At 64.9% G+C, this 26,188-nt stretch carries 20 protein-coding genes and 5 pseudogenes; 9 read left to right on the forward strand and 16 right to left on the reverse strand.

What is annotated here, in order from left to right; genetic code table 11:
- Window positions 1-15: 15 nt before the first annotated feature.
- The 3 genes from LRS12_RS00405 to LRS12_RS00415 form a co-directional block, all read right to left on the reverse strand.
- Entirely contained in the window at window positions 16-948 is a 933-nt protein-coding gene (locus tag LRS12_RS00405) for a polysaccharide deacetylase family protein (protein ID WP_257842793.1), read from the reverse strand.
- Complete coding sequence (locus LRS12_RS00410) at window positions 945-1,910, reverse strand: polysaccharide deacetylase family protein (RefSeq protein ID WP_257842794.1); 966 nt, start codon at window positions 1,908-1,910, stop codon at window positions 945-947. Before LRS12_RS00410 ends, LRS12_RS00405 begins: the two co-directional genes overlap by 4 nt.
- A 75-nt stretch (window positions 1,911-1,985) precedes the next feature.
- The gene (locus tag LRS12_RS00415; RefSeq protein ID WP_257842795.1) at window positions 1,986-3,488 is read right to left on the reverse strand and encodes a CoA-acylating methylmalonate-semialdehyde dehydrogenase; all 1,503 of its coding nucleotides are present in this window, start codon (window positions 3,486-3,488) and stop codon (window positions 1,986-1,988) included.
- Between the two features lie 63 nt (window positions 3,489-3,551).
- Between LRS12_RS00415 and LRS12_RS00420 the strand changes: the two genes are divergently transcribed.
- Complete coding sequence (locus LRS12_RS00420) at window positions 3,552-4,460, forward strand: LysR family transcriptional regulator (protein WP_374581221.1); 909 nt, start codon at window positions 3,552-3,554, stop codon at window positions 4,458-4,460.
- Window positions 4,461-4,549: 89 nt separating this feature from the next.
- Complete coding sequence (locus LRS12_RS00425; protein ID WP_257842797.1) at window positions 4,550-5,872, forward strand: methyl-accepting chemotaxis protein; 1,323 nt, start codon at window positions 4,550-4,552, stop codon at window positions 5,870-5,872.
- Window positions 5,873-6,002: 130 nt separating this feature from the next.
- On the opposite strand, the pseudogene LRS12_RS00430 reads toward LRS12_RS00425, so the two are convergent.
- The 4 genes and pseudogenes from LRS12_RS00430 to LRS12_RS00445 all read right to left on the reverse strand — a co-directional run.
- A pseudogene (locus tag LRS12_RS00430) lies at window positions 6,003-7,241 on the reverse strand (adenosylmethionine--8-amino-7-oxononanoate transaminase); the annotation flags it as partial.
- Window positions 7,238-7,836, reverse strand: a pseudogene (gene bioD / locus LRS12_RS00435) (dethiobiotin synthase). The pseudogenes LRS12_RS00430 and bioD, both read right to left, overlap by 4 nt.
- Window positions 7,833-8,942, reverse strand: coding sequence for an 8-amino-7-oxononanoate synthase (locus LRS12_RS00440; protein WP_257842798.1), 1,110 nt, complete (start codon window positions 8,940-8,942; stop codon window positions 7,833-7,835). The pseudogene bioD and the gene LRS12_RS00440 overlap by 4 nt, the downstream one beginning before the upstream one ends.
- Window positions 8,939-9,775: a CoA ester lyase gene (locus LRS12_RS00445; RefSeq protein WP_257842799.1), complete on the reverse strand. Its 837-nt coding sequence runs from the start codon at window positions 9,773-9,775 to the stop codon at window positions 8,939-8,941. The genes LRS12_RS00440 and LRS12_RS00445 overlap by 4 nt, the downstream gene beginning before the upstream one ends.
- Window positions 9,776-10,125: 350 nt before the next feature.
- On the opposite strand from LRS12_RS00445, the gene LRS12_RS00450 reads away from it, so the two are divergent.
- The gene (locus LRS12_RS00450; RefSeq protein WP_257842800.1) at window positions 10,126-10,413 is read left to right on the forward strand and encodes a hypothetical protein; all 288 of its coding nucleotides are present in this window, start codon (window positions 10,126-10,128) and stop codon (window positions 10,411-10,413) included.
- Window positions 10,414-10,502: 89 nt separating this feature from the next.
- On the opposite strand, the gene LRS12_RS00455 is transcribed toward LRS12_RS00450, so the two are convergent.
- The 7 genes and pseudogenes from LRS12_RS00455 to cyoA all read right to left on the reverse strand — a co-directional run bounded on the left by LRS12_RS00455 (window position 10,503) and on the right by cyoA (window position 17,265).
- Complete coding sequence (locus LRS12_RS00455) at window positions 10,503-11,033, reverse strand: response regulator transcription factor (protein ID WP_257842801.1); 531 nt, start codon at window positions 11,031-11,033, stop codon at window positions 10,503-10,505.
- Window positions 11,030-12,328, reverse strand: a complete 1,299-nt coding sequence (locus tag LRS12_RS00460) for an ATP-binding protein (protein WP_308222946.1) — start codon at window positions 12,326-12,328, stop codon at window positions 11,030-11,032. The genes LRS12_RS00455 and LRS12_RS00460 overlap by 4 nt, the downstream gene beginning before the upstream one ends.
- Window positions 12,325-12,998 (reverse strand): annotated as a pseudogene (locus LRS12_RS00465) (SURF1 family protein). The gene LRS12_RS00460 and the pseudogene LRS12_RS00465 overlap by 4 nt, the downstream one beginning before the upstream one ends.
- A gap of 35 nt (window positions 12,999-13,033) precedes the next feature.
- Window positions 13,034-13,396 (reverse strand): cytochrome o ubiquinol oxidase subunit IV, encoded by a 363-nt coding sequence (gene cyoD / locus LRS12_RS00470; RefSeq protein WP_257842802.1) that lies wholly within the window; start codon window positions 13,394-13,396, stop codon window positions 13,034-13,036.
- Window positions 13,393-14,016 (reverse strand): cytochrome o ubiquinol oxidase subunit III, encoded by a 624-nt coding sequence (cyoC, locus tag LRS12_RS00475; protein WP_257842803.1) that lies wholly within the window; start codon window positions 14,014-14,016, stop codon window positions 13,393-13,395. Before cyoC ends, cyoD begins: the two co-directional genes overlap by 4 nt.
- Window positions 14,013-16,032, reverse strand: a pseudogene (cyoB, locus tag LRS12_RS00480) (cytochrome o ubiquinol oxidase subunit I). Before cyoB ends, cyoC begins: the two are co-directional and overlap by 4 nt.
- A gap of 6 nt (window positions 16,033-16,038) precedes the next feature.
- Entirely contained in the window at window positions 16,039-17,265 is a 1,227-nt protein-coding gene (gene cyoA, locus LRS12_RS00485) for a ubiquinol oxidase subunit II (protein WP_257842804.1), read from the reverse strand.
- A 92-nt stretch (window positions 17,266-17,357) separates the two neighbouring features.
- Between cyoA and LRS12_RS00490 the strand changes: the two genes are divergently transcribed.
- Window positions 17,358-18,695, forward strand: coding sequence for an MFS transporter (locus LRS12_RS00490; protein WP_257842805.1), 1,338 nt, complete (start codon window positions 17,358-17,360; stop codon window positions 18,693-18,695).
- A 6-nt stretch (window positions 18,696-18,701) separates the two neighbouring features.
- On the opposite strand, the gene LRS12_RS00495 is transcribed toward LRS12_RS00490, so the two are convergent.
- Entirely contained in the window at window positions 18,702-19,340 is a 639-nt protein-coding gene (locus tag LRS12_RS00495; RefSeq protein WP_257842806.1) for a PilZ domain-containing protein, read from the reverse strand.
- A gap of 403 nt (window positions 19,341-19,743) precedes the next feature.
- Between LRS12_RS00495 and LRS12_RS00500 the strand changes: the two genes are divergently transcribed.
- The 5 genes and pseudogenes from LRS12_RS00500 (at window position 19,744) to LRS12_RS00515 (ending at window position 22,507) form a co-directional block, all read left to right on the forward strand.
- A complete protein-coding gene (locus LRS12_RS00500; RefSeq protein ID WP_257842807.1) occupies window positions 19,744-20,856 on the forward strand; it encodes a site-specific integrase in 1,113 nt (370 codons plus the stop codon).
- 167 nt (window positions 20,857-21,023) lie between these two features.
- On the forward strand, window positions 21,024-21,272 hold the full coding sequence (locus LRS12_RS00505) for a DUF3768 domain-containing protein (RefSeq protein ID WP_257842808.1): 249 nt from the start codon (window positions 21,024-21,026) through the stop codon (window positions 21,270-21,272).
- 47 nt (window positions 21,273-21,319) lie between these two features.
- A protein-coding gene (locus LRS12_RS00510) for an IS5 family transposase (protein ID WP_374579991.1) occupies window positions 21,320-22,097 on the forward strand; the annotation gives its coding sequence in 2 pieces (ribosomal slippage) (window positions 21,320-21,681 and window positions 21,680-22,097; 780 coding nt in all).
- Between the two features lie 27 nt (window positions 22,098-22,124).
- Window positions 22,125-22,199, forward strand: a pseudogene (locus tag LRS12_RS20210) (DUF3768 domain-containing protein); the annotation flags it as partial.
- A gap of 116 nt (window positions 22,200-22,315) precedes the next feature.
- Complete coding sequence (locus tag LRS12_RS00515; RefSeq protein ID WP_257842810.1) at window positions 22,316-22,507, forward strand: AlpA family transcriptional regulator; 192 nt, start codon at window positions 22,316-22,318, stop codon at window positions 22,505-22,507.
- Window positions 22,508-22,981: 474 nt separating this feature from the next.
- Here LRS12_RS00515 and LRS12_RS00520 read toward each other — a convergent pair whose 3' ends face one another.
- On the reverse strand, window positions 22,982-26,128 hold the full coding sequence (locus tag LRS12_RS00520; protein ID WP_257842811.1) for an RHS repeat-associated core domain-containing protein: 3,147 nt from the start codon (window positions 26,126-26,128) through the stop codon (window positions 22,982-22,984).
- Window positions 26,129-26,188 lie beyond the last annotated feature (60 nt).

Below are 26,188 nucleotides of genomic sequence, written 5' to 3' on the forward strand. Positions count from 1 at the left end.
GTTTCTCAAACAAATTCAGGGCGCGGGGGTTTCGCCGAGCACCCGCCGCGCAAACAGCGGATTGGCGATGCGCAGGTCGTTGCGCTCGTACCAACGCGGCGCGGGGAGGCCCTTTTCCCAGGCCAGTGCCTCGATCAACGTGCCCTGAGCGTGCGGGGTGTCGGGCGCGGCGTCGCGGAGCGGGTCGGCATAGGCTTCGTCGGCGGAGATGATGGTCCAGCCCTTTGCCTTCAGCCCCCGGACCAGATCGCCGATGAACAGGGCGGCGATGTCGGTTTCGTGGAGCAGCATGACATGCGCGGGGGAGCGGCCGAGCGTCCTGACCGCGAGCGCGTCATAGAACTCCGCCGCCTCGACATGGCTTTCGACATAGAGGTCGCGCAGCGCCTTCATGTCGATCGTCTTGCCCGCCTGTCTCGCGGCGATGGTCAGGCTTTCGATGTTCCAGTCCGACGATTCCGCGGTGACGTATCCGTTAATGAGGCCGCGCGCCTTCAGTCCCGCACGGATCGCGTCGCGCTTCACCTTGTCCTTGCCGCCCTCGTCGAGGAACGGGAAGCGGAACCAAGGGCGGTAACCGGGACGCGCTTTCAGCCAAGCTTCGGCGCGGTCGAGATCGGCGAGATAGGCGTCGGCGTCAGTACTGCCGAGCCTGGGATGCGACCAGCTGTGATTGGCAAGGACATGGCCCGCTTTCACATAGCGGTCGAGATTGGCCGCGCCGTCGCCATGACCGGGCTTGCCGATATTGCCGGGGTTCACGAAGAACACCGCCTGTTTGAGGCCGGCCCGCTTCAACGCGGCGGTCAGCTTCTTTGCCCGCGCATCGGGATCGAGGAACGCTCCCGCCCCGCGCGGCGCGTCGTCGAAGCTCAATGCGATCCGCTTCTGCGCAGCAGCGGGAAGCGCGAGCAGCAGGCAGGCGAGCAGGGCTGCGACGATCCTCACTGGACGGCCGCGCCCTGCATCACCTGCGCCTCGAAAAGCCGGTCGGCGGTGGGGCCGTCGGTGCGGTCGTACCAGCGCGTGCCTTCGATCCCCTTTTCCCACGCCAGCATCTGGATGCGGGTGCCGTTGGCGAAATCGACCTGTGGCGTGCGGCGCGCGATCGGGTCGTCGAACGCCTCGTCGGCGGTGACGATGGTCCAGCCCGCCTTGCGCAGCCCGGCGACCATGTCGGCCAGAAACAATGCGGCAAGGTCGGTTTCGTGGAGCAGCAGCACCTGTGCCGGATGCCGCCCGGTGGCACGCACGGCCAGTTGGTCGGCGAACTCTGCCGCACCCACGTGAGTCTCGACATACAGATCGCGCAGCCGCGCCATGTCGATCACCCGCCCCGCACGCTTCGCCTCTATCGTCAGCCGCTCCATGTTCCAGTCATAGCCATCGGCGGTGACATAGCCGTTGATCAGTCCCCGCGCGGTCAGCCCGTCGCGCACTGCCTGTGCCTTCACCCGATTGCTCCCGCCCTCGTCGAGGAAGGGGAAGCGGAACCACGGACGATAGGTCGGGCGGGTGCGCAACCAGTCCTGCGAAGCGTCGATATCGGCAAGATAGCGTTCGGCACTGACCCGCGACAGGCCGGGATGGCTGCATGTGTGGTCGGCGATCACATGACCGGCGGTTTCATACGCGCGGACCAGCGCACCGTCGCGGTCGCTCTGCAGCCGGCACGGGTTGATAAAAAACGCCGCCTGCCGCACCCCCGCGGCCTGAAGCGCCGCGATCAGCTTCGGGCCGCGCTCCTCCAGCGTCAGGAACGCGCCCGCCCCGCGCGGCGTGTCGTCAAAGGTGATGGCGATGCGCTTGTCCACGCGCTCAGGCTCGCTCGCCGATAGCGCAAGCGGGGCCGCCCACGCGATGAAGGTGAGCGCCGCGACCGCCACGATAATCCGAAACAGCCAAACCAAGCCGCATCCCCCGCAGACACGGGGAGATGGTTAGCACGGCTGTAACCGATTCTCGAACCCGGCGGCGCATCCGCCTCATCCCATCGTGGGAATGACGAAGGCGTTGGCGGCGTCGCCCACCCCGCCGTCCGGCCAGCGCTGGGTGATCGTCTTCACCTTGGTGAAGAACTTGACCCCCTCCATGCCGTGCTGGTTGGTGTCGCCGAACGCGCTGCGCTTCCACCCGCCGAAGGTGTGGTAGGCGACCGGTACGGGGATCGGCACGTTGATGCCGACCATGCCGACATTGACCCGCGCCGCGAACTCGCGCGCGGCGTGACCGTTGCGGGTGAAGATCGCGACGCCATTGCCGTACTGATGGTCGCTCGGGAGGCGCAGTGCCTCCTCGAAGCTGTCGGCGCGGACCATCTGGAGCACCGGACCGAAAATCTCTTCCTGATAGGAGCGCATCTGCGGCGTCACGCGGTCGAACAGGGTCGGGCCGACGAAGAAGCCATCCTCATGCCCCTGCAGCGTGAAGCCGCGTCCGTCGACGACCAGTTCGGCGCCCTCGTCGACGCCCATCTGGATATAGCTTTCGATCTTCGCCTTGTGCGCGGCCGTGACCACCGGGCCGTAATGCGCCTCGGCATCGGTCGACACGCCGACGCGCAGCCCCTGAATCGCGGGCAGCAGCTTCTCGCGCAGTGCGATCGCGGTCTTCTCGCCCACCGGCACCACGACCGGCAGCGCCATGCACCGCTCGCCCGCCGAACCGAATGCGGCACCGGCAAGGTCGTTGACGACCTGATCGAGGTCGGCGTCAGGCATCACAATGCCGTGATTCTTCGCGCCGCCCATCGCCTGGACGCGCTTCCCCGCCTCGACCCCACGGCGATAGACATAATGCGCGATGTCGGACGAACCGACGAAGCTGACCGCCTTGATCTCGGGATGATCGAGGATCGCGTCGACCATCTCCTTGTCGCCCTGTACCACCTGAAGCACGCCGTCGGGCAGCCCGGCTTCCTGCATCAGTTCGGCGAGGCGCACCGGCACGCTGGGGTCGCGCTCGCTGGGCTTGAGGATGAAGGCGTTGCCGCACGCGATGGCGACGCCGAACATCCACATCGGAATCATCGCCGGGAAGTTGAACGGGGTGATGCCCGCGACAACGCCGAGCGGCTGACGCATCGAATAGACGTCGATGCCGGGGCCGGCGCCCTGGGTGTATTCGCCCTTCAGCACATGCGGGATGCCGCAGGCGAATTCGATCACTTCCAGCCCGCGCTGAATATCGCCCTTCGAATCCGCGATCACCTTGCCGTGCTCGGACGACAGCAGGTGGGCCAGTTCGTCCATATGCTTCTCGACCAGCGCCTTAAACGCGAACATCACGCGCGCGCGGCGTTGCGGGTTGGTCGCAGCCCATGCCGGCTGAGCGGCCAGCGCCTTCGCCATCGCAGCGTCGAGGTCGGCGGGGCTGCCCAGCGTCACCTGTGCCTGCACCGCGCCGCTATTGGGATCGAACACGTCCGAGCGGCGCGTGCCGGTGCCCGCACTGGCGCTGCCGCCGATGAAGTGGATGATCTCGCGCATTTGGACCTCTCCTATTTGGGCAGCGTGATGCACCTGCGCGCGGCGTGGCGGCAACCCATCGACATGCAGGGCATAGCTGCATATTTGCAGGTCATGGACTGGAGCGACCTGCCGATCTTCCTCGCGATTGCGCGCACGGGTCAGTTGGCCAAGGCCGCGCAGAGTCTGCAAATCGACGCGACCACGGCAGGGCGACGCCTCCGCCGCCTCGAACAGGCGGTCGGTGAGCGGCTGTTCGAACAGGGGCCGGACGGCCAGACGCTGACCCCGGCGGGCGAGCGGCTGCTGACCCATGCCCGCGCGATGGAGCGTGCCGCCGCCGCGATCGGTGAGCGGGAGGCGGGCGGGCCGGTGCGCGGCACGGTGCGGGTCAGCGTGTCGGAGGGGTTCGGCAGCTGGTTCGTCGGGCGGCATCTCGGCAGCCTGGCCGATGCGCATCCGGACCTATCGGTCGATCTGGTGGCGAGCAGTGGCTTCCTCAATCCGACACGGCGCGAGACCGATGTCGCGGTGCTGCTGGCGCGGCCACGGAGAGGTCCGCTGCTGACCCGCAAGCTCGCCGACTATGGACTGCGCCTCTATGCGTCGCACGACTATCTTGCAGTGCACGGCATGCCGACCGCTGCCGAGCAGCTGCGCGAGCATCGGCTGATCGGTTATGTCCCGGACATCCTTTACGCGCCCGAGTTGCGCTATCTCGACGAGATTCCTGGCGCACCTGCACCGCAACTGCGCTCGTCGAGCATCAATGCGCAGCACCGCATGACTGCGGCAGGAGCGGGGATCGCGGTGCTGCCCTGCTTCATCGGGGATGGCGATCCGGAACTGGAGCGCGTGCTGCCCGAACTCGCCATCCGGCGCAGCTTCTGGCTGGTGACGCATGAGGAGACGCGCCACTTCGCGCCGGTCGCGGCGTTCACCGACTGGCTCGGCGCTTTGGTCGCGCAGCATCGCGGCGAACTGACTGGATAGGCGAAAAGGCGCAGAAAACCGCCATTTGTCACGGAAGTGTCACGCCCGGCTAACACCGCATTTACCGTCCGCTCCCTATCAACAGCGTCATGTTTGCGCTTGCTGACCCCATCCCCGCCCCTTCCCCGACGACGACGCGGGACTGGCTGTCCACGGTCGAGCGCAATCCACCGTTCCTGCGCGAACACGACACGCTGTTCACCGCGACCGAAATGTTCCAGACCAATATGGAGCTGCGGCTGCTGCCCGTGGTCGATGCGAGCCACCGCGCGATCGGGGCGCTGTTCGAAAAGGATGTCCGCCGGCTGCTGCTCAACCCGTTCGGCCATGCGCTGATGCGCAACCCGGCCTATGGCAGCGCGATCGCGGCGCATATCCGCCCCTGTCCCGAGGCAGAGGTGGATCAGGATATCGGCGCGGTGCTTGACGCCTATCGCGCCGCCAGCGGGCAGGAAGGGATGATCCTGACGCATCGCGGACGGCTGTTCGCGGTGGTCGCCAATCGGCGCATCGTCAGCCTGGCGGTCGAACGCGAGCTGATTCATGCGCGCGGCCAGCTCCAGCGCTCGGCGCGGATCGAGGCGGCATCGGCGCGGTTCGAACGCCAGGCCGGGTCGCTCGCGACCACGCTGGCGGGCCTGTCGCAGCGGATCGGCAGCAACGCCAGCGCAACCGCGTCGCGCGCCGCCGATACCGGTGATCGCGCGGCGGCGGTCGCTTCGGCGGCGGCGCAGACCAGCATGAGCATGACCGGGATCGCCGATCGCGGGCGGCTGCTGGCGGACGCCTTTGCCGCGATCAACGACGACACCGCGCGGGCCAAGGCGGCGGCGGAGAATGCGGTGGGCCTGGTCGGCGAAGGCGGCGCGCGGATGCGCCAGCTGATCAAGTCCGCCGAATCGATCGACGCGGTCATCGCGCTGATCGGCGAAATCGCCGGGCAGGTGAATTTGCTCGCGCTCAACGCAACGATCGAGGCGGCACGCGCGGGCGAGGCGGGGCGCGGCTTCACCGTCGTGGCGAACGAGGTCAAGGCGCTGGCGACCCAGGCGGGCCATGCTGCGGGCCGCATCACCGCGCATGTCGCGGAATTGTGCAGCGGCATCGCGCAGGTCGCCGATGGCCATGGCGAGGTCGAACGCGCGATCGCGGCGATGGCGCGGCTGTGCGACACGGTCGAGGAAGCGGTCGCCACTCAGCGCGACACGACCCGCCTGATCGCGATGACGGTTGAGGAAACGGTCAGCGCCGGAGCAATGATCGCCGACGATGTCGATGCGATCGGGGGGACGGCCGGGTCGGCGACGCACAGCGCGCGCGAAATGGGTGGGCTGGCCGAACGGCTTCAGGCCGAGGCGGGGGCGCTGGATGCGGCGGTGCAGGGGTTTCTGACGGATTTGCGGGCGGCGTGAGTCCTTCACCCCGTTTGTGCCGAGCTTGTCGAAGCACCGTTCCTGCACGCGCTGATGTCGAGCTACGGCCCTTCGACAAGCTCAGGGCAAACGGCTGTTGGGACGCCCCCGCTAGCGTGCCGAAAAAATGCTCTACTGCTTCTCCGATCACCTCGTAAACCCGCTCCAGATCGTCGTCCGAAACGCAATAGGGCGGCATGACGTAGACCGTGTTCCCAAGCGGCCGAAGCAGCACGTCGCGTTCGCGGAAAAACGCGGCGAGTTGCGGGCCGAGCGTGGACATATAGCTGCCCTCGGCCTGCTCGAACTCCATCGCGATAATCGTGCCGATCTGCCTGAGATTCGAGACTTTGCCGTGCAACGGCGCGCTGAGGTCGGTCTGCCGCAGTACCAGCCGTTCGATCCGCTCCAGCACCGGCTCGTCGCGCCAGATGGCGAGATTGGCGATCGCGGCGGCGCAGGCGATCGGGTTCGCCGTATAGCTCGACGAGTGGAAGAACATCCGTGACCGATCCTCGCTCAGATGCGAGGCGAAAATCTCCTCGGTCGCCAGTGTCACCGCGAGCGGGAGCGATCCGCCGGTCAGCCCCTTGGACAGGCACAGCAGGTCAGGCACGATCTGCGCCCATTCGCACGCGAGCAGCGCGCCAGTGCGGCCCCAGCCGGTCATCACCTCGTCTGCGATGAACAGCACGCCATGCGCCGCGCAGATCTCGCGCATCGCGCGCAGCACGCCGAGCAAATAGATGCGCATCCCCCCGGCGCCCAGGATCATTGGCTCGACGATCAGCGCGGCGGGCGGCGGCGATTGCGCGCAATACTCTTCCAGCGCCGCCATCGTCAGCGCCTCTTTGCCGCGCTCCGGAAAGGGAATGACGTCGACATCGAACAGCAGCGGCGCATAGCTCTTGTTGAACACCCCGCGCGCGCCGACCGACATGCCGCCGACCGTGTCGCCGTGATAGCTGCCCTCCATCACGATGATCCGCGACCGATCCTCGCCGCGATTGGCGAAATGGCCGAGCGCCATCTTGAGCGCGACCTCGACGCTGGTCGATCCGCTGTCGGAGAAGAACACTTTGGTCAGCGCGGGCGGCATCATCGCCACCAGATCGCGCGCCAGCGTCTCGGCGGGCTCGTGCGTCCAGCCGGCGAAGATCAACTGGTCGAGCTTCTCGCTCTGCGCGCGGATCGCCGCCATGATGCGCGGATGGCAATGGCCGTGCGTCGTCACCCACCAGGACGAGATCGCGTCGATCACGCGGCGGCCATCGGCGGTATGTAGGATCGCGCCCTCGGCATGGGTGACCAGCGGCGCCGGCTCATTGAGGCCGTGCTGGGTGAAGGGGTGCCAGACGGGGGAGGTCATGCGATTGCTCCCAGGTCGAGGGTCGCGGCGGCGGCGCGCAGGGTATCGGGGGTCAGCGAGTCGAGCCGTGGCAGCCGCCCGAGCGACGCCACGCCGCCGATGGCGCAGATCGTCGCCTGACTGTCGGCCACCTCGTCGCCGGAGAAGAGAATGCCCGCGATCGGCACATCGCGCGCGCGCAGTACCTCGATCGTCATCAGGCTGTGGCTGATCGTGCCGAGCGCGGTCCGCGCGACGATCACCACCGGCAGTCCCCAGTGCGCAAACAGGTCTGCATAGAGCAGGTCACGGGTCACCGGGACCAGCGCGCCCCCGCCCCTTCGATCACCACCCGCCCCGGCGGCGGGGTGAGGTGCGCGGGATCGATGGTGACGCCGTCGATCTCGGCGGCACGGTGCGGGGAACAGGGCGTTTCGAGGAAATAGGCTTCGGGGACCGTCTCCACGCCCGCAAGCCGCGCCACGGCCTCACGGTCGCTTTCCTCCTCCCGCCCCGCCTGGATCGGCTTCCAATAGGATGCGCCCAGCCGCAGCGCGAGCGCAGCGGACGCGACGGTCTTGCCAACGCCGGTATCGGTGCCGGTGACGACGATCATGCCAGCGCCACCGCCAGCGCGTCGACATCGTCAGGCGTTACGTTGAGCGTCACCGCGATGCGCAATCGCGCGGTGCCGGGCGCGACGGTCGGCGGACGGATGCCGCGAACGTCGAATCCCTTTGCCTGTAGGGCGGCGGCGCGGGCCATCGTCCGTGCGTCCTCGCCGATAATCAGCGGCATGACCTGCGTCCCCGTCGCGGTGACGCCATGCGGGGCGAGCGTGGCTTCGGCGTGCGCGATGAGCGCGTGGAGCCGGGTACGGCGTTCCGGCTCTTCCGCAACGATGCGCAGCGCGGCGCGGACGGCGCTGGCCAGCAGCGGCGAAGGCGCGGTCGAGAAGATGAAGGGCCGCGCGCGGTTGATAAGGAAATCGATCAGCACCTGCGAGCCGGTAACCAGCGCGCCTTGGCAGCCCAAAGCCTTGCCACAGGTGTGGAGTGCGATGACATTGTCCGCACCCTCCAGCTCTTCGGCGAGACCGCGCCCATTCGCACCCCAAACACCGGTCGCATGCGCCTCATCGACCAGCAACATGGCGTCATGCCGCGCCGCCACCTCGGCCAGTTCAACCACGGGCGCGCAATCGCCATCCATCGAATAGAGCGTTTCGAATGCGATCCACGGCGTCCCCGTCCCGCCCCCAGCGCGCCAGGCGCGGATCGCGTCGTCCACCGCCAGCGCATCATTATGCCCCGCCGCGACCGACGGCGCGCGCGCGAGGCGCAGGCCGTCATGCATGCTTGCGTGGATCATGGCGTCATGGACGATCAGGTCGCCCAGCTGGGGCAACGTCGACAGCAATGCGACATTGGCGGCAAAGCCATTGGCGAAATAGAGGCACGCCTCAGCGCCGAACAGCGCGGCGGCCTCCACCTCCAGCGCTGCGATCTCGGGGTCGTTGCCGCGTAAGAGGCGCGACCCGCCCGACCCGACCGCGACGCCGCGATCAAGTGCTTCGCTGACCGAAGCGCGGAGGCGCGGATCGCTCGCGAGCCCCAGATAGTCGTTCGACGCGAAATCGATTCCCGCGCGCGGCGTCAGCGACCGCAACCGCCCCGCCGCATCCAGCCGGTCGAGGTCGTCGCGATGGAAGGTCGTACTCATGCCTCTCCCGCGCGGGCGAGCAGCGCCTGTGCCTGCTTCAAATGCGGCGCATCGATCATCTTGCCGTCGAGCTGGAGCGCCCCTGCACCGGGATTGGCGGCGAAGGCCGCGACCACCGCCTTGGCATGCGCAATGGCGGCTTCGGACGGGGTGAAGGCGGCGTTGATCACCGGCACCTGCGCCGGGTGGATCGCCATCATGCCGGTAAAGCCGTCACGCATCGCCCGCGCGCAATAGGCCTCCAGCCCCTCAAGGTCGCGGAAATCGGGATAGACGGTCTCGATCGGCGCGACCCCGGCGGCGTGCGCGCCGAACAGCGTCAGGCCACGGATCATCTCATAGGGCGGGGTGTAGCGCCCGTCCGCCTCGCGCGAGGATTGCGCGCCGATCGCCGCGGGCAGGTCCTCTGCGCCCCAGGTGATCCCGGCGAGGCGCGGTGAGCAGCCGGCATAGCTGCCCAGGCCAAAGATCGCGGCGGGCGTTTCGGTCGCGATCGGCAGGATGCGCGCGGCCACGCCAGCGAGCATCGCATCGAGCGCCGCCACATCTTGCCCGCTCGCCGATTTGGGCAGCACGATGCCATCCGCCCCGCGCGCGGCGGCCAGATCATCCTGCGTCATCCCGCTGTCGAGCGGGTTGATGCGGACCCAGAGCGCCGGGCCGCTGTGCTGTTTAGCAAGGAACGCCGCCACCGCCGCGCGCGCGTCGCCCTTGCGCTCCGGCGTCACCGAATCCTCAAGGTCCAGGATCAGCGCATCGGCACCGCTGGCCAGCGCCTTTTCCATCCGGTCGGGCCGGTCACCGGGGACGAACAACAGCGAACGCAGGCGCATCGGATTTCCTCTCTCTTGCCCCGCGCCATGCCTTTGCTGCGCGCCAACGGCAAGGGTGGCCTCAATCCTCCCCCGGCGGGGGAGGATGATTAGGCCTCGGACGCATGAAGCGGACTGGCTGCAATCGACCCGGTTGCGGATGTTGGCGTTCAAGCCCCAAAATTGGCTGCGTCGAAACGCTTCTCGACCTTACCATGCTTGTCCGGTCGGTATTCGTATCGATCCACCGAGTAGTCTCGCACTTTCTTACTCCGGTCGGCACGTAGTGAGGAAAAAAGTCGATCCGATTGGGACTCTGAAATATCTAGGTAGAGACAGCATGCAACCTTCCACCTAACTCGCCAGCTTTCATGCTCCGCAAGTTCATCCCAAAGCACCTGGGCTGCCGGGTGTTCCTGTATCACCTTGCGCATCCAGTTTGCTGTATTCTGCCAAACGCCGGACCCACCCTCGATCATCGCAACCCGCGCGGTTACTATAAAATCCTGGATGCCCCCGCTTCCCTCCTTTATATCATGGACGGCGTCGATTACGGGGAAGAGGAGCCGTTGCTGAGTTTCCTCGCGGACAAACTTGGCAGCATGCGATTTCTCTCGCTCGCGACCGATAGTCCACATGCTCTCACTCGCCTAAATTGAGCAATGATGATATACGTCAATCGACCGCTTTCCACCCAATTCACGTCGGGTAGTCACCGTTCTGAAAGCGGTCGTCTGTAGTCTCCCCCCTACCGCACCGGCCGTTTCTCCAGCTTTCGCGCCAGCGTCCGTCGGTGCATCCCCAGCCGCCGTGCGGCTTCGGAGATGTTGAAGTCGGTCTCGACCAACGTCTGGTGGATATGCTCCCACTCCACCGTCTTGATCGATGAGGTGCGGCCATCGACCGGGGCGTCGACATCGCCGTCGACGCGCGCGAACGCGGCCTCGATATCGTCGGTGTTCGACGGCTTGGCGAGATAGTGGTTCGCGCCCAGCTTGATCGCCTCTACTGCGGTCGCGATGCTGGCGAAGCCGGTGAGGACGACGATCTTCATCTCCGCATCGCTCGCCCGCAGCGTCTGCACGCACGCCAGCCCCGACGCGCCGCCGAGCTTCAGGTCGACCACCGCGAAATCCGGCGCGTGGTCGGCCAGCAACGCTGCCAGCTCGTCATGGTTCGCCGCCCACAGCACGGTGTAGTCGCGCCGCTCGAACGAGCGTTTGAGCGTCCGGGCAAACGCCTCGTCATCCTCGACGATGATCAGCAGCCGCGCGCTCATCGCGGTGCCGCCATCGCCAGCGCTGCGAGCGGCAGGACGATCCGCACCCGCGCGCCGCCGTCGAGCCGGTTCTCCGCGCTCGCCTCCCCGCCCAGCTTGCGCAGGACGTTGACCAGCAGGAAGAGGCCGAGCCCGCCGCCAGGCTTGCCCTTCGTCGAGCGATAGGGTTGGCCGAAGGTCTCGAGGATCTCCGGCACAAAGCCCGGCCCACGATCGGCGATGTCGAGCACCAGCGCCTCGCCCTCGCGCGATACGGTGAGGGCGACCCGGCCCGGTGACACCTCGATCGCATTGTCGATGACGTTGCCGACCACCTGACGCAGCGCAGGATCGGAGACGATGGTCACGTCCGCGCCGAAATGGTCGTGGAAATCGAGCGTGCCGGGCAGCAGGCTGGCGCGATAGTCGGCGACAATCTCGGTCAGGAAGCGGCGCACGCTGGTCACTTCGGGGGCGACGCCGCGCGCCTCGCCCGCCGACATCAGGATGCCGCTGACGATCGCCTTGCAGCGCTGGACCGCGCCGTCCATCTCGGCCAGCTCCTCCTGCAACTCCGCATCGCCCTTCAGGCGCGGCATCGTCCGCCAGTCGCCGATCGCGACCGACAGCAGCGACAGCGGCGTCCCCAGCTCATGCGCCGCGCCCGACGCGAGCAGGCCCATGCGGACGATATGATCCTCCTCCGCCGCGCGCTGGCGGACGGCGGCGAGCGCGGCGTCGTGGCTGCGCAAATTGCGGCTGATCTGGCCGATAAAGACCACCAGCAGCACGGCGATCAGCACGAAGCAGACGAACCCGCCGAACAGGTAGAGGTTGACCGGATCGACCGGCAGATTGGCCGGTAGCACCAGAGGCGTCGGATCGAGCGACAGGATGCCGAGCGCGATCAGCGTCGCGGCGACGATCGTCCAAGGGTAATGCGGCCGCAACAGCACCGCGCCGAGCACGATGTGCAGCAGGAACAAAGCCGCGAACGGATTGGTGATCCCGCCCGACAGGCTGAGCTGCACGGTCAGCGCCCCCACATCGAACAGCAGGGCCGCAGCGAGCGCGCCGTCGCTGAACCGCGCCCCGCTGGCGATCAGCACATGGCTGGCGATGTTGAGCGCGGCGAGCGTCGCGGTAGACATGAGCAGCTGCGTCATCGGCAGGTCGATGCCGAGCGCGACCTGCACCACCGCGACCGTCACCAGCTGTCCGCCCACCGCCAACCAGCGCAATTGCGTGAGCAGCAGCATGTTGCGCCGCCCCGCATCCGCCGGCTGAAAGGCGGGCTCAAGGATCTGCCGGTTCACGCGCCCTTGTTGGGCGCTACCGCCGCGTTGCGCAACACCAGCCAGATGGCGCCCAGCGACAGCAATGCCAGCGCGAACCACGTCAGCGCATAACCCAGATGATTGTCTGAAAAGCGCAGCACGGTCAGCCCGCCGCGCGGCCACCCGCCCGGATTGGGCGCGGCGTCGGCGTCGATGAAATAGGGCGCGGGGTTGTTCAGCCCGCGCGCGGCGGCGATCGCGGCGACATCGCGCGAATACCAATTGTCCGCTGCGGGATCGTTGCTGCGCAGGAAGCCGCCGCCCGGTTCGGTCACGCGCAGCAGGCCGGTGACGGTGACCTGCCCTGCCGCATTTCCCGCCGCGCGGCTGGCGGCGTCGCGCCGGTCGGGGGCACGAAGCCGCGATTGACCAGCACGGTGAAGCGCCCGGTATCGAGCGGGGTGACGACCCAGTATCCGCTGCCCAGATCGCTGACCGCGCGCACCAACGTCTCGCGGTCGTGCAGGAACCGGCCCGTCACCCGGACGCGGCGATAGGCGTCCGCTTCGGCGCTGACCGCAACACCCGGAGCCGGGGCAGCGACCGGCGCGGCGGTGCTGCGCGTTGCGACCGCGTCGATCAGCGCGTGCTTCCACGCCCGCCGCTCGACCTGCCAGATGCCGAGCGCCACGAACCCGGCGGCGAGCATCAGCAGCAGCGCCGCAGGAACGGCGCGGCGGAGCTTCACGGGACCTGCTGCTCCATATGCTGGGGCATCATGTTGCTGTTGAGGTGGTGCATGACCCACAGCGACCCGGCGAGCATGATGAAGATTACGATAATCGTGAAGACGAGCGAGGTCAGCGACCAGCCGCCCTCTGCCTTGGGCGTCATGTGCAGGAAGAAAATCATGTGGACGATGATCTGCGCCACCGCAAAGCCCATGATCACCGCAGCCGTCACCCCGGCGCTGAGCGGCATCGTCATCACCAGCCAGAACGGGATCGCGGTCAGGATCACCGACAGGACGAAACCGATCACATAATCGCGCAGCGTCGCGTGCGGCAGCTCGGCCACGGCGTGGTGCTCGTCATGGTGCGCGCTCATCGCAACATCCCCATCAGATAGACAAAGGTGAAGACGCCGATCCAGATGACGTCGAGGAAGTGCCAGAACATGCCGAGGCACGCGACCCGGCGCTGATTGGCGGGGATCAGCCCCTTGCGCCCCAGCTGGACCATCAGCGTCACCAGCCAGATCAGGCCGAAGGTGACGTGCAGGCCGTGGGTGCCGACCAGGGTGAAGAAGGCCGAGAGAAACGCGCTGCGCTGCGGCGTCGCGCCGAGTTCGATCAGGTGGTGGAACTCATAGAGTTCGATGCCCAGGAACGCCGCGCCGAACAGGCCGGTGACGGCCAGCCAGCCCTGCGTCGCGCGGACCTTGCCCAGCTGCATCGACAGCATCGCAAAGCCATAGGTGATCGACGAGAACAGCAGCATCGCGGTGTTGAGCGCGATCAGCTTCAGGTCGAACAGATCCTTCGGCCCCGGCCCCGCCGCGTAATTGCCGCCCAGCACCGCGTAGCAGGCGAACAGGATCGCGAAGATGAGACAGTCGCTCATCAGATAGATCCAGAAGCCCAGCATCGTGCTGTGCCCCTCGGGATGGGGATGCTCGTCCAGCTCGTAGAAGACGGGCGGTTCGTCGGTGGCGGTCACGGCGGTCATGCGGCGGCTCCGGCGGCCAGCTGGCGGGTGCGTGCGTCCTCAACCTCGGTGACGGTCGCCGCCGGGATATGGAAGTCGCGGTCATAGTTGAAGGTGTGGATGATCGCGGCCGCGAGCAACGCGACGAACATCGCGATGACCAGCCACCAGATATGCCACACCAGCGCAAAGCCCATCACCAGGCTGATCCCCGACAGGATCACCCCCGCTCCGGTCGGGCGCGGCATATGGATGTCGCGATAGCCATCGACCGGGCGGCCGGCATTGCGCTTCTTCATGTCGTACCAGGCGTCGAGGTCGTGGATGCGCGGGGTGAAGGCGAAATTATACTCTGGCGGGGGGCGAGCTGGTCGCCCATTCGAGCGTGCGACCGTTCCACGGGTCGCCATCGACCTTCAGCTCCTCGCGCTTCCAGATGCTGACCGCGAACTGGACGAGCATCGCGAAGATGCCGACCGCAATTACCGCTGCGCCGATGCCGGCGATGACGAACCAGATCTGGTAGGACGGGTCGTCGAACACCCGCATCCGCCGCGTCACGCCCATCAGGCCGAGGATGTAGAGCGGCGCAAAGGCAAGCCAGAACCCCACGACCCAGCACCAGAAGGACACGAGGCCCCACTTCTTGTCGAGCTTGAACCCGAACGCCTTGGGCCACCAGTAATTGATCGCCGCGAACAGGCCGAACAGCACGCCGCCGATGATCACGTTGTGGAAATGCGCGATCAGGAACAGCGAATTATGCAGCACGAAGTCCGCAGGCGGCACCGCGAGCAGCACCCCGGTCATGCCGCCGATGACGAAGGTCAGCATGAAGGCGATGGTCCACATCATCGGCAGTTCGAAGCGGATGCGCCCGCGATACATGGTGAACAGCCAGTTGAAGAGCTTCGCTCCCGTCGGGATCGAGATCACCATGGTCGTGATGCCGAAGAAGCTGTTGACGCTCGCTCCCGACCCCATGGTGAAGAAGTGGTGGAGCCACACGACGTAGGACAGGATGGTGATGACCACCGTGGCATAGACCATCGAGGTATAGCCGAAGAGCCGCTTGCCCGAGAAGGTCGAGGTCACTTCGCTGAACACGCCGAACAGCGGGAGGATCAGGATGTACACCTCAGGGTGGCCCCAGATCCAGATCAGGTTCACGTACATCATCGACGATCCGCCGAAGTCGTTCGTGAAGAAGTTGGTGCCCGCGTAACGATCGAGCCCGAGCAGCGCGAGCACTGCGGTCAGCACCGGGAAGCTGGCGACGATCAGGATGTTCGCGCACAGCGACGTCCAGGTGAACACCGGCATCTTCATCAGCCCCATGCCCGGTGCGCGCAGCTTGAGGATGGTGACGATCAAGTTGATGCCGGACAGAGTCGTCCCGACCCCGGCTATCTGGAGCGACCATATGTAATAATCGACCCCGACATTGGGGCTGTAGGCGATCCCCGACAATGGCGGATAGGCGAGCCAGCCGGTCTGGGCATATTCGCCGACGAACAGCGACACCATGGTCAGCGCCGCGCCCGCCGCGGTCATCCAGAAGCTGAAATTGTTGAGGAACGGGAAGCTGACGTCGCGCGCGCCGATCTGCAGCGGGACGATATAGTTCATCAGGCCGGTGATGAACGGCATCGCCACGAAGAAGATCATGATCACGCCATGCGCGGTGAAGATCTGGTCGTAATGATGGGCGTTGAGATAGCCTTCGGACCCGCCGAACGCCATTGCCTGTTGCAACCGCATCATGATCGCATCGGCAAAGCCGCGCAGGAACATGATGAGGCCCAGGATCATGTACATGATCCCGATCTTCTTGTGATCCACACTGGTGAACCACTCTTTCCACAAATAACCCCATAGGCGATATTTGGTGAGCAGCGCCAGGACCGCGACGCCGCCGATCGCGACCACGGCGAAGGTGACGATCAGGATCGGTTCGTGCAGCGGGATCGAGTCGAGCGACAGGCGACCGAAGATCGGATCGACCGACGGGGCGGGATGCGCGGTGGGGTCGGACACGTTGGATCAGCTTTCGGGAAGGACGGGAATGGCGGACATCGCGGTGCGCGCTGGCGGCGTCGACTGGCGCACGCGCGAAAGGCCGGCACCGGTCAGCGGGGCGCTGTCCACCGGCTTGGGATCGGGGCCGGTCATCGGCACCATCGGCGTCGTGCAGACGGCGGCGACATAACGGGTATTGAGCGTCGGCAAGGTGCCGCGCGCGGCGAACTTGTCATAGGCAAGGTCGCGGACATTGTACGTACCCGCCAGCCCCAGCCCGCCCTTGGCGTCGATCGCCATCATGTCGTGCATGCACATCTTGCCCGGCTCGACGCACAGATTGACGACGCGGTCGAACAGGTTCGGCTCGACCTGCGCAAAGCGGCGCACCGGCTCCTTTTCGCTCGGCTTTTCGAGCTTGAGATAGGTCGCACTGTCGAGTGGCGTCGCCGTGCCTTTCACCTGCGCAACCCATGTGTCGAACGCGCCGCGTTCCAGGCTCTTGGCGGCAAAGCGCATGTTGGAGAAGCCCGCGCCCGAATAATTGGCGGAGAAGCCGATGAAATTGCCGGTCTGGTTGAAAATGCCGTGCAGCTTGGTCTCCATCCCCGGCATCGCATAAATCTGGCCGGCCAAAGCGGGGATGTAGAAGCTGTTCATCACCGAGGATGAGGCGATGCGGAAGCGGATCGGGCGATCCACCGGCGCGGCGAACTCGTTGACCGTCGCGATCCCCTGCTCGGGGTAGATGAACAGCCATTTCCAGTCGAGCGCGACGACCTGCACCTCCAGCGGCTTCTCGCGATCGGTGTCAGGTGCGCCCGGCGCCTTCGCCTCAGGCGCAGCGAGCGGGCGATAGGGGTCCAGCAGATGCGTGCCGACCCAGGTCAGCGCGCCGAGGCAGATGATGATCAGCAGCGGCGCGGCCCAGATCACCAGCTCCAGCTGGGTCGAATGGTCCCAGTCGGGGTCATAGGCCGCATCCGTGTTCGCCGCGCGGTACTTGAACGCAAAGAACACCGTCAGCGCCATCACCGGCACGATGATCAGCAGCATCAGCGCGGTCGAGATCATCACGAGATTGCCCTGCTGCCGCGCGACCTCCCCGGCAGGATCGAGCACGACCAGGCCGCAGCCGGAGAGAAGCGGCAACAGCGACAGCGCGATCAGGGGGTTGGAGGCGGACTCGGGACAGGTTCTGGGCCATGATCCGCCGCCTAGGCCCACCTGCCGGACCCGCCCATTGGACATTTTGTCCAATCCCCGCGCGCCCGATTATGGCGCAGGGCGTTGACGCTGCCGATAGTCCGACGACTGCGTGCACCGCTATGCAGGAAGACCGAATGACCGCCGAGACCGTGCCCACCACCGAAGCCGAACGCGACGCGCGGGCGGTCAACAGCGACGGCCCGCGCGACGGTCACAAGATCGCACCCGGCGAGATCGCGATCGGCGTGGTGATCGGGCGCACGTCCGAATTTTTCGACTTCTTCGTCTATGCCATCGCGTCGGTACTGGTGTTCCCGGCGCTCGTCTTTCCGTATCTCGACCCGTTGCAGGGCACGCTCTGGTCGTTCGCGATCTTCGCGCTGGCATTCGCCGCGCGGCCGGTCGGCACGCTGATCTTCACCGCAATCGACCGCGCCTATGGCCGTGGTGCCAAGCTCACCATCGCCTTGTTCCTGCTCGGCGGGTCGACTGCGGCAATCGCCTTCCTCCCCGGGTACGAAGCGATCGGCGTGGGATCGGCGCTGCTGCTCGCCTTGTTCCGCATGGGTCAGGGCGTCGCGCTCGGCGGATCGTGGGACGGGCTTGCCTCTTTGCTCGCGCTCAACGCGCCTGAGGGCAAGCGCGGCTGGTACGCAATGATCCCGCAGCTCGGCGCGCCGCTCGGCCTGATCGTTGCCAGCCTGCTGTTCATGTTCCTGATCGCGACCCTGCCCGCACAGGATTTCCTGTCCTGGGGCTGGCGCTACCCCTTCTTCGTCGCCTTCGCGATCAACGTGGTGGCCCTGTTCGCGCGTCTGCGCATCGTGGTGACACCCGAATATGCGACGCTGTTCGAGCGACGCGAGCTGCAGCCTGCGCCGATGACCGAGACGATCCGGTCGGAATGGCGCACGATCATCCTCGGCGCCTTCGCCCCGCTGGCGAGCTTTGCCATGTTCCACATGGTCACCGTGTTCCCGCTGTCCTGGGTGTTCCTCTACACCGAGGAATCGCCGGTGCGATTCCTCGCGATCGAGGCGGTCGCGGCGGCGCTGGGGGTCGGCGCGATCATCGCGTCGGGCTATCTTGCCGACCGGGTGGGCCGCCGCACCGTGCTCGCCGCAACTGCCGCCGCAATCGCCGCGTTCAGCGGCTTCGCACCGCAATTGCTCGAGATGGGCGAAGTCGGCGAGGCCGTGTTCATGCTGCTCGGATTCGTGCTGCTCGGCATCTCGTTCGGCCAGTCATCGGGCGCGCTTTCGGCGAGCTTTCAACAGCGCCACCGCTATACCGGGTCCGCGCTGACTTCCGACCTTGCCTGGCTGTTCGGTGCGGGCTTCGCGCCGCTCGCCGCGCTATGGTTGTCGGCAGAGTTCGGTCTGCTCGCGGCGGGCGCGTACCTGCTGTCGGGCGCGGTCGGTACGCTGGTCGCTCTCTGGCTCAACCGTGAGCTTGGACGAACGATCGACTGAGCGATTTCAGGCGGCGCGCACGGATCCCGGCGCGTCCCCATGCGTCGCGATCCACTGTGCGACGAGCGCCAGCCGCAACGGACAGGTGAACACCAGCCCGACCCTTTCGCCGCGCACCCAGCGGACATGCGCGCCGAGCACGCCGATCCCTTCGATATCGATCTCCACTCCCTGCCCCAGTTCGACGGGCAGGTCGGTCTCCACCTTCGCCCCGCCCTGCGACAGGTCGATCAGTGGAACGAGGTGCCACACCGCGCCGATCCGCAGCCGCGCGCGCATCGCGGTCGTCACCCGCGGACAGCGCGGCAACTGATCGGGCAGCAGCACATTGTGGCTGTGCAGATAGGTGTGAACGTCGATCGGATCGTTGAACGCGATTCCCGCCTGGCGCGCCTCTGCCCAGCGCACCACGCCGGTAATCGGATCGCACACCTTGGGCTCGACCCGCACGCGCAGGCCCGGTTCGATCGGCGCGTAGATTTCGAGCATCATCCCGCCCGGTCCGATATTGCGGATCAGGCAAAGATGTTGCGCGCCATCGCCGGTCAGCAGGCGCGCGACCTGAAACAAGGTGGTGATCCGCGCATCGGAGCGGCGATCGGCGCCGGTCGACAGCATCGTGTCAGATTGGTCATCAGCATCCACGGGCATTGCTCCCGCGAGCAGCCGTTTGCCGAAAGATAGAGTGCTCGCAGCTCCAGCTCCGGTCTCTCCGCCCCGACCGCTGGCTTACTCACAACGTTGCTAGCAAAGCGTCACCCGATCTGGATAACGCGGGATTAGGCGAAGTTGTGAGAGGCGCCGGTGCGCCGCACCCACGCGATCCGGCTTGACAACGCCGCGCAAACCTTCGATTTCGGCGCGCCTCGCGGGTGTAGCTCAATGGTAGAGCAGGAGCTTCCCAAGCATTCTGCACAGCTGCGCAAGCTTTCTCATAACGTCTCAAAATGCAAGTAAGTCAAAAACTTACGTGCATTTCGCCTTCTCATCTGGCACATTCTTTCTCGCTCCTACGCCTCACATTGCGGAGACAAATCGGAGACAGAACGTGCCAAATCTTCATCTGACGGACTTGTCGGTAAAAGCGCTCAAAGGGACGGATACAAACACTACCTTTTGGGACACGACGACGCCTGGTTTCGGCGTCCGGGTGGGCAAGCGATCAAAGACATGGACCGTGATGCGCGGGCGCACCCGCGAGCGCATCTCGATCGGCAAGTATGGCGACATGTCGCTCGCGGACGCACGGGCGGAAGCGAAGCGGCTTCTTGCAGCCCCCACGAGCGATCCCAAGCCAGTAAGCAAAAGCGTTAAGGACGCGCGCGACGAGTTCCTCACCGACCACTACGACCCCGCCTCAACGAGTAGCTGGGCGCACAAGGTCGAACTCATCCTCAAGAAGCACTTGAGGGGCATCGAACACAAGCAGGTCGCGGACGTTTCGGACGGCGACATCCGGCGCGTGCTCGACAAACTCGCATCGACGCCGAGCATGCAGCTTCACGTCTATCGGGTGGCGCGGACCTTCTTCACGTGGTGCACCCGCTCCCCGCACCGCTACATTCAACGCTCGCCGATGGAGGGGTACGCCCCGCCCGGCAAGGATCGCAAAGGTACGCGCGTCCTGACCGAAGACGAGCTGAGGTCCGTCTGGAACGCCGCAGGAACCGGCTCACGCCTCGTCATCCGCCTCATGATCCTCTGGGGGACGCGCAACGAGGAAACGTGCGTGCTGCGCCGTGATTGGGCGTCAGACGACGTACTCACCATCCCCGGCGCGCACACCAAGAACGGGCGCGATCACGGCATTCCGCTCTTGCCGCTTGCGCGATCCGTTCTCGCCGAACGTCCAAATGATGGCGATTTCTATTTCCCCGGTCGCCACACGAACAAGAAGGCCCTCAACCCGTCGAGCCTCAACCGCATGCTGGAGGAGATACAGGATGAGACGCAATCCAGTGGCTGGACGCTACGCGACATCCGCCGCACCTTCCGCTCGAACATGGCCCGCCTGCGCGTTCCGCGCGACGTTTGCGAAGTGCTCATCAACCACGCGCCGCCCGTCCTGGACGAGATATACGATCGGTATGACCGCCTGGACGAGAAGCGGGACGCGCTGGCGCGATACGAGAAGTTCATTGCTCGGCTCGTGTCTGCGTAGCTGGGTCGGAGGCTCGGAGCCGCTCGGGTTTTCCACAGGCGCGCGGCCTGCCTTCAGGGTACGCTGTGCGCAAGAACGCGGTCAGCGTCGGCTCCACACAACTCGCTCCCGTGACGTGGGGAGCGCCTGGACTGGCCGGGCGCTCCCGAATGTCACGGGAGACAATCATGGACGAGAAAGCAAAAAGCGAGACGATCAGACAGCTGAATGATCGGTTTCGCATGAGCGGTCCCAAAGCCGGGTATTGGCTGATTTCGGTGGGCGTCCAAAGTCTCGGAGAGGCGGCGGTCGTGCTGGCGATCCAACGGACTGCGCAGTTTGACGCCTTCACACCCAACAACGATCCTCATGGCGAACACGACTTTGGTTCGTTCACACTGGCCGGACACAAGCTCTACTGGAAAATCGACTATTAGGGTCGGGACCCATAAACGGGATTCCCTTGGCGGCTGGGATGTGATTCATGCGCTGCGCCAGCAGGAGCGTGGATTTGAGCGAGTTTTGGTTGAGTGAAGCCCAGTTCGAGCGGCTGCGTCCGCTGCTGCCGGACAAGGTGCGCGGTGTGGCGCGGGTCGATGATCGGCGGGTGATCAGCGGCATCATTCATGTGGTGAAGTCGGGCGGGCGCTGGGTCGACGCGCCGGCCTGCTACGGGCCGAGGAAGACGCTCTACAACCGGTTCGTGCGCTGGGCGGCAAAGGGTGTGTGGCAGGAGCTGTTCGTCACGCTCGCGGCAGCAGGCGGGCCGCCCGCCGAGGTCCTGATCGACAGCACGCATATGAAGGCGCACCGCTCCGCGGGCGGTGGAAAAGGGGGCGCTCGTCCAGGCGATCGGGATCAGCCGGGGCGGCCGCAACAGCAAGCTCCACGCGCTCACCGACGGCGAAGGTCGGCCGCTCCGCTTCCTGCTGACCGGTGGCCAGGTCGCCGACTGCCGCGCAGCCGATGTGTTGCTCGATGATCTCGCGCCGCGCACCATCGTGCTCGCGGACAAGGCTTACGACAGCAATGCGATCCGCGACCTGATCGAGCGGCAGGGTGCCGTTCCGAACATCCCCTCCAAGACGAACCGCCGCTGGAAAAGCTGCTTCTCCAAGACGCTCTACAAGGGCCGCAACGCCGTCGAGCGCATGTTCTGCCGCCTCAAGGATTATCGCCGCATCGCCACCCGCTACGACAAGCTCGCCACCAACTTCCTCAGCGCCATCTACCTCGCCGCAGCCGTCACATGGTGGTTATGAGTCCCGACCCTACGACCTTCGTTTGAAGTTCGGTTCCCCGATCCTGCGAACGAACAGATCACCCGCCGGGTGATGACAATCTTACTGGCCTCAGAATACTGAGGCCAGCTTTTCTATCGGCAACTGCCACTCGCCCGTTCGTGGAACTTCGTGATACGTTCTGCCCGCTTAGGCGCAAACCTGAGCGTCGCGACGCTCCCACACGGGAGTTAGCGACAATGAGACTGCTATCGAAGAAGGACGTTCGCGATCGGGTTCTCTACAGTCCCGCTCATATCGCTCGCCTCGAAGCCGCCGGACAATTCCCCAAGCGGGTGCGTATTGGTGTCGGACGGGTCGGGTGGGTTGAAACGGAAATAGAGGACTGGCTTCGCGCGCGCATCGCCCGACGCGAGGCATCCGGCTCCTGACGGAGCTACTAAGGGTCGGCGGTGCTCCGCCGACCCATTTTAATGCGACCCGTAGACACAAAACTCTAAAGATCGATCGCCAGAAAATGTGGCCATTCATTATTCGGACAAACGCCCGAAGAGCAGTTACGGACTGAATATTGTTCGCAGCCCTTAGAGCCTTTCTACGAAACGATTGGACTTGTTATCATAGCAGAACGCTGGGTCAGGATCATGAGTTATTAAATCTCTTTCAATTGAGAATATGACGATGCAGGATTTTTTCAACTCCTCGAAATAAAAACCCTCGAATATTATCAGGATCATTGCCGTGCAATCGCTTGTGTTCTTCCGGAGATAGACGCGAAATTGCATCATCGAAAAACGGATTACCCTTCCTCTCATAGTCAGGCCCATCCGAACTCGAGCACCCAGATGTCAAAAAAATCATTCCAATCGAAAAGTAAGGAGCAATTTTTTGCAGGCGCAAGATGTTTATAAATTTGGAATTGCGCAAAACATTTCTCCGCTTTTGTTGACTGCAACGACAGTCCATCCATTTCTGGACAAGGAAAGATCTGATCCACGTCCGTAGCTCAACCCTCGACTTGATGTTGGGTGGGTATGAAACTGAATTTCGCGATAGTATATCCCACTCATTAGTGACGAAAAATGGCTCTGCACTTTCGTCTGATCGCTCCCTCCTTCATAGACGGATGTCACGCCGCGGCCTCCGAGAATTGACCGACCGTACTCAAATGCGTGCTCATTACCCGTTGAGACTGTTCGACTTTGGGCATCGCGTAACGCTGATTGAACTGAGGGATTCTGAAGAGCAGCTTGAATAGCTGGATGGGAACAGGCGTCAGACTGACGGTCGGCAAATTCATCCGGTGTCGGGAGCCGAATTTGCGGCCCAGGCGCAGCGCCTCCTCCCCCGCCCCCGCCCCTGCCACCGCTTGACGCGTATCCAGCGCTGCCACTGCCATCTTCGATACGGCATACAGTGACCAACTGCTCCGTAACGAAAAGAGTGCCTGCATCTTCAGGCCCTGTCCCCGGAATCCAACCAGACCGTGCTTCGGTCGTATCGAAGCAGACACGAGCAAGACCATTCGGATCAACAAAATTAACCGGGTCCGCGCCAACATAGGCATAGAGGTTCATCCCATCGCCATAGCCGATGGGATCGGTCTGCATGAACCGGCCAAGCGTGGGCGAGTACATGCGAGCCTTATAATAGGCGATGCCCAGTTCGGGTAGCCAAGCCTGGCCGGTATAGCCGAACCGCCCCACGTCGCTGCCCGATGGGATGCCATATTCGTCATAGGCCCGGATCGCGGTGGCTGCCCCGCTGGCGTCGGTGCGGGCGATGATGCTGCCGCGTTCGTCGGCGATCAGCCAGTTGCGATTGCCCGCGCCGTCATAGGACACCAGCGCCTCGTCGGTGCCGGGACCAAACACATGGCGGGCTTGCAGGACGTTGCTGGTGTTGTACTCGGCGACGATATTCCCGCCGTCATAGGCGAACCGGCGACCGGCGCTGCTTTCATAAAGCCGCAACATCGGATCGTAAGTCAGCGTCACGCTACCGGGACCGGTCAGCAACAGATTCTCGCTGCTGTAGGTGTAGCTGTCGCTGCCCGAACTGGTCAGGTTACCCTTGGAGTCATAGCCGAACGACGTGCCGCCCGCGCTGGTGTACTGATTGAGGCCGTTTACCGCATAATTGCGGTCCACATTGGCGGCACCCGTCCAGCCATAGGCGTCGTTGTTCCGCACGAACCCTGCAATCTGGCTGGCAGGATTGTGGCTGAACGTGGTCGTCACGTCATTGCCGCTGCTCGCCAGATCATGCGCCAGTGAGTTCATCCGCGATACGGCGTCATAGCCATAGCTGGTGACCACGCCGTTGCCCCGCGTCAGGGTCGTGCGACGGCCCAGATCGTCATAGGCATAGGTCGCCAGCACACCCGCGCCGGAGCTTGCGCCATTCTCGCGGATATGCGTGACCTCACCCGTCACCAGACGGTCGTAATCAACATAGAAGCTGTCGGGCCATGTCGTGCGCGTGCGGTTGCCCGCAAGGTCATACTGATAGGCTACCGTCCCTTGCGGTCCCGCCTGACTGATGTTGCGCCCCAACGCATCATAGCCGAACGTCAGCGCGTTGCCGGTCTGGCTCGCTCCGGTCAGGTGGCCGACCAGATCATAGCTGTAGGTCACATCCGGCTCGCTCGACGGCAAATCCTTCGCTGTCACCCGGCTCAGATCGTCATAGCTGTAGCCGATGCTGTTGCCGTCTCGCAGCCGTCGGCTGGTGACGTTCGACCCGGCATCATAGGTCAGTTCCTCATAGTCGGTCGTGGAACTGGTTCCCGCGCTCGACGGGTCGGGATAGCGGGTCTTCTTGAGGCGATCGTGACCGTCATATTCATAGGTCGTCTTGTTACCTTCGCCATCGATGGCCGTGAACGTCTGACCATTGTCGGTATAGGCGACGGTCACCTCGTCCGCTTCCGCGCCCGTGCCATAGCCGGTCTGCACCTTGCTGACCCGACCCGCCGCGTCATAGCTCGTCTTCGCGATCCGGTCGGGACCGTGCGAACCGGTCGTGCCGAGCGTACACGTCCCCGGCAACGACCCCCAGGTCGCGCTGTTCATCCGCTGCGTCGTGCATTCCAGACGGCCCACCGCGTCATAGCCATATTGCGTGACCGCATAATCGGTGCTCGACGCCGACAGCACATCCTTCGTCTTGCGACCACCATCCCAACTGGTCGTCAGCTTCTCCGCCGTGCTGAATGCGGCCCATGCCGTATCATCCGTCCCCGTCACGGTGCCGCGTGCGGTTTCGGTGACGCGGCCTGCAATATCGCGCACGAGCTTCAACGCCCGGCGCTTGAGCGAACCGCCGCCATCGGGGTCTGCCGAAATCGAACCGACCGCCCGTCGCGCCGCATCATAGCGGAAGGTGGTTGTGTCCGCCGTCCCCGACAACGGACCATCGACGGTCAGCACGTCGCCCAGCGGACTATAGGTCGCCGCCGTCACCGCCGTCAGCGAGTTGTCACCCGCGCCGCGCGTCACGCTGGTGACGTTGCGATTAGCATTATAGGCGATCGTAGTCTTGCTCTCGTCGGGGGTGCCTACGCATCCCGGTGCGGTGTTGGTGCGGCAGGTCGAGACCTCTGTCAGCAGATATTCGCCATTGGTCAGAGAATAGGTATAGCGCGTCTGCGGGCGCGTACCGGACCCGCCCGGTGCAGGGCCGGTAACAGTCAACACGCCGCCATGCGTCGAATCATAGGTGTAATCGGTCACCTTGCCGCGTGCGTCGGTCGTACTGGTCGGCAGGTTGCAGGTCACGGGGTTGCTGCATGTCGAAGCATAGCTTGCCGACGTGACGATATCCGACAGGCCCGAACCCGGCTTCGCTTTCTGGGTCACCGTGGTCGCATTGCCTCGACCGTCCAGTGTGTACTCGACATAATCGCCTTCCGGGTTGGTAACGCGGGTCAGGCGACCATTGCCATCATAGGTGTAGCTGGTCGTCTTGCTCGCGCCGTTCGTGACGGATGTCGGTCGCATCTTCGTCAGATCGGACACCACCGTCGTGGTCTGGCTAGGGTCGGGACCCATAAACGGGATTCCCTTGGCGGCTGGGATGTGATCTGCGCGCTGCGCCAGCAGGAGCGTGGA

The organism is Sphingomonas sp. J344 (assembly GCF_024700005.1).
Classification (GTDB): Bacteria; Pseudomonadota; Alphaproteobacteria; order Sphingomonadales; family Sphingomonadaceae; genus Sphingomonas.

Coding starts and splice junctions, on each gene's coding strand:
- LRS12_RS00440 (WP_257842798.1), bottom strand. CDS start 8,942: ATGAGTACGACCTTCCATCGCGACGACCTCGACCGGCTGGATGCGGCG.
- LRS12_RS00425 (WP_257842797.1), top strand. CDS start 4,550: ATGTTTGCGCTTGCTGACCCCATCCCCGCCCCTTCCCCGACGACGACG.
- cyoC (WP_257842803.1), bottom strand. CDS start 14,016: ATGACCGCCGTGACCGCCACCGACGAACCGCCCGTCTTCTACGAGCTG.
- LRS12_RS00490 (WP_257842805.1), top strand. CDS start 17,358: ATGACCGCCGAGACCGTGCCCACCACCGAAGCCGAACGCGACGCGCGG.
- LRS12_RS00455 (WP_257842801.1), bottom strand. CDS start 11,033: ATGAGCGCGCGGCTGCTGATCATCGTCGAGGATGACGAGGCGTTTGCC.
- cyoA (WP_257842804.1), bottom strand. CDS start 17,265: ATGTCCAATGGGCGGGTCCGGCAGGTGGGCCTAGGCGGCGGATCATGG.
- LRS12_RS00415 (WP_257842795.1), bottom strand. CDS start 3,488: ATGCGCGAGATCATCCACTTCATCGGCGGCAGCGCCAGTGCGGGCACC.
- LRS12_RS00515 (WP_257842810.1), top strand. CDS start 22,316: ATGAGACTGCTATCGAAGAAGGACGTTCGCGATCGGGTTCTCTACAGT.
- LRS12_RS00450 (WP_257842800.1), top strand. CDS start 10,126: ATGCTCCGCAAGTTCATCCCAAAGCACCTGGGCTGCCGGGTGTTCCTG.
- LRS12_RS00420 (WP_374581221.1), top strand. CDS start 3,552: ATGCAGGGCATAGCTGCATATTTGCAGGTCATGGACTGGAGCGACCTG.
- LRS12_RS00445 (WP_257842799.1), bottom strand. CDS start 9,775: ATGCGCCTGCGTTCGCTGTTGTTCGTCCCCGGTGACCGGCCCGACCGG.
- cyoD (WP_257842802.1), bottom strand. CDS start 13,396: ATGAGCGCGCACCATGACGAGCACCACGCCGTGGCCGAGCTGCCGCAC.
- LRS12_RS00520 (WP_257842811.1), bottom strand. CDS start 26,128: ATGGGTCCCGACCCTAGCCAGACCACGACGGTGGTGTCCGATCTGACG.
- LRS12_RS00505 (WP_257842808.1), top strand. CDS start 21,024: ATGGACGAGAAAGCAAAAAGCGAGACGATCAGACAGCTGAATGATCGG.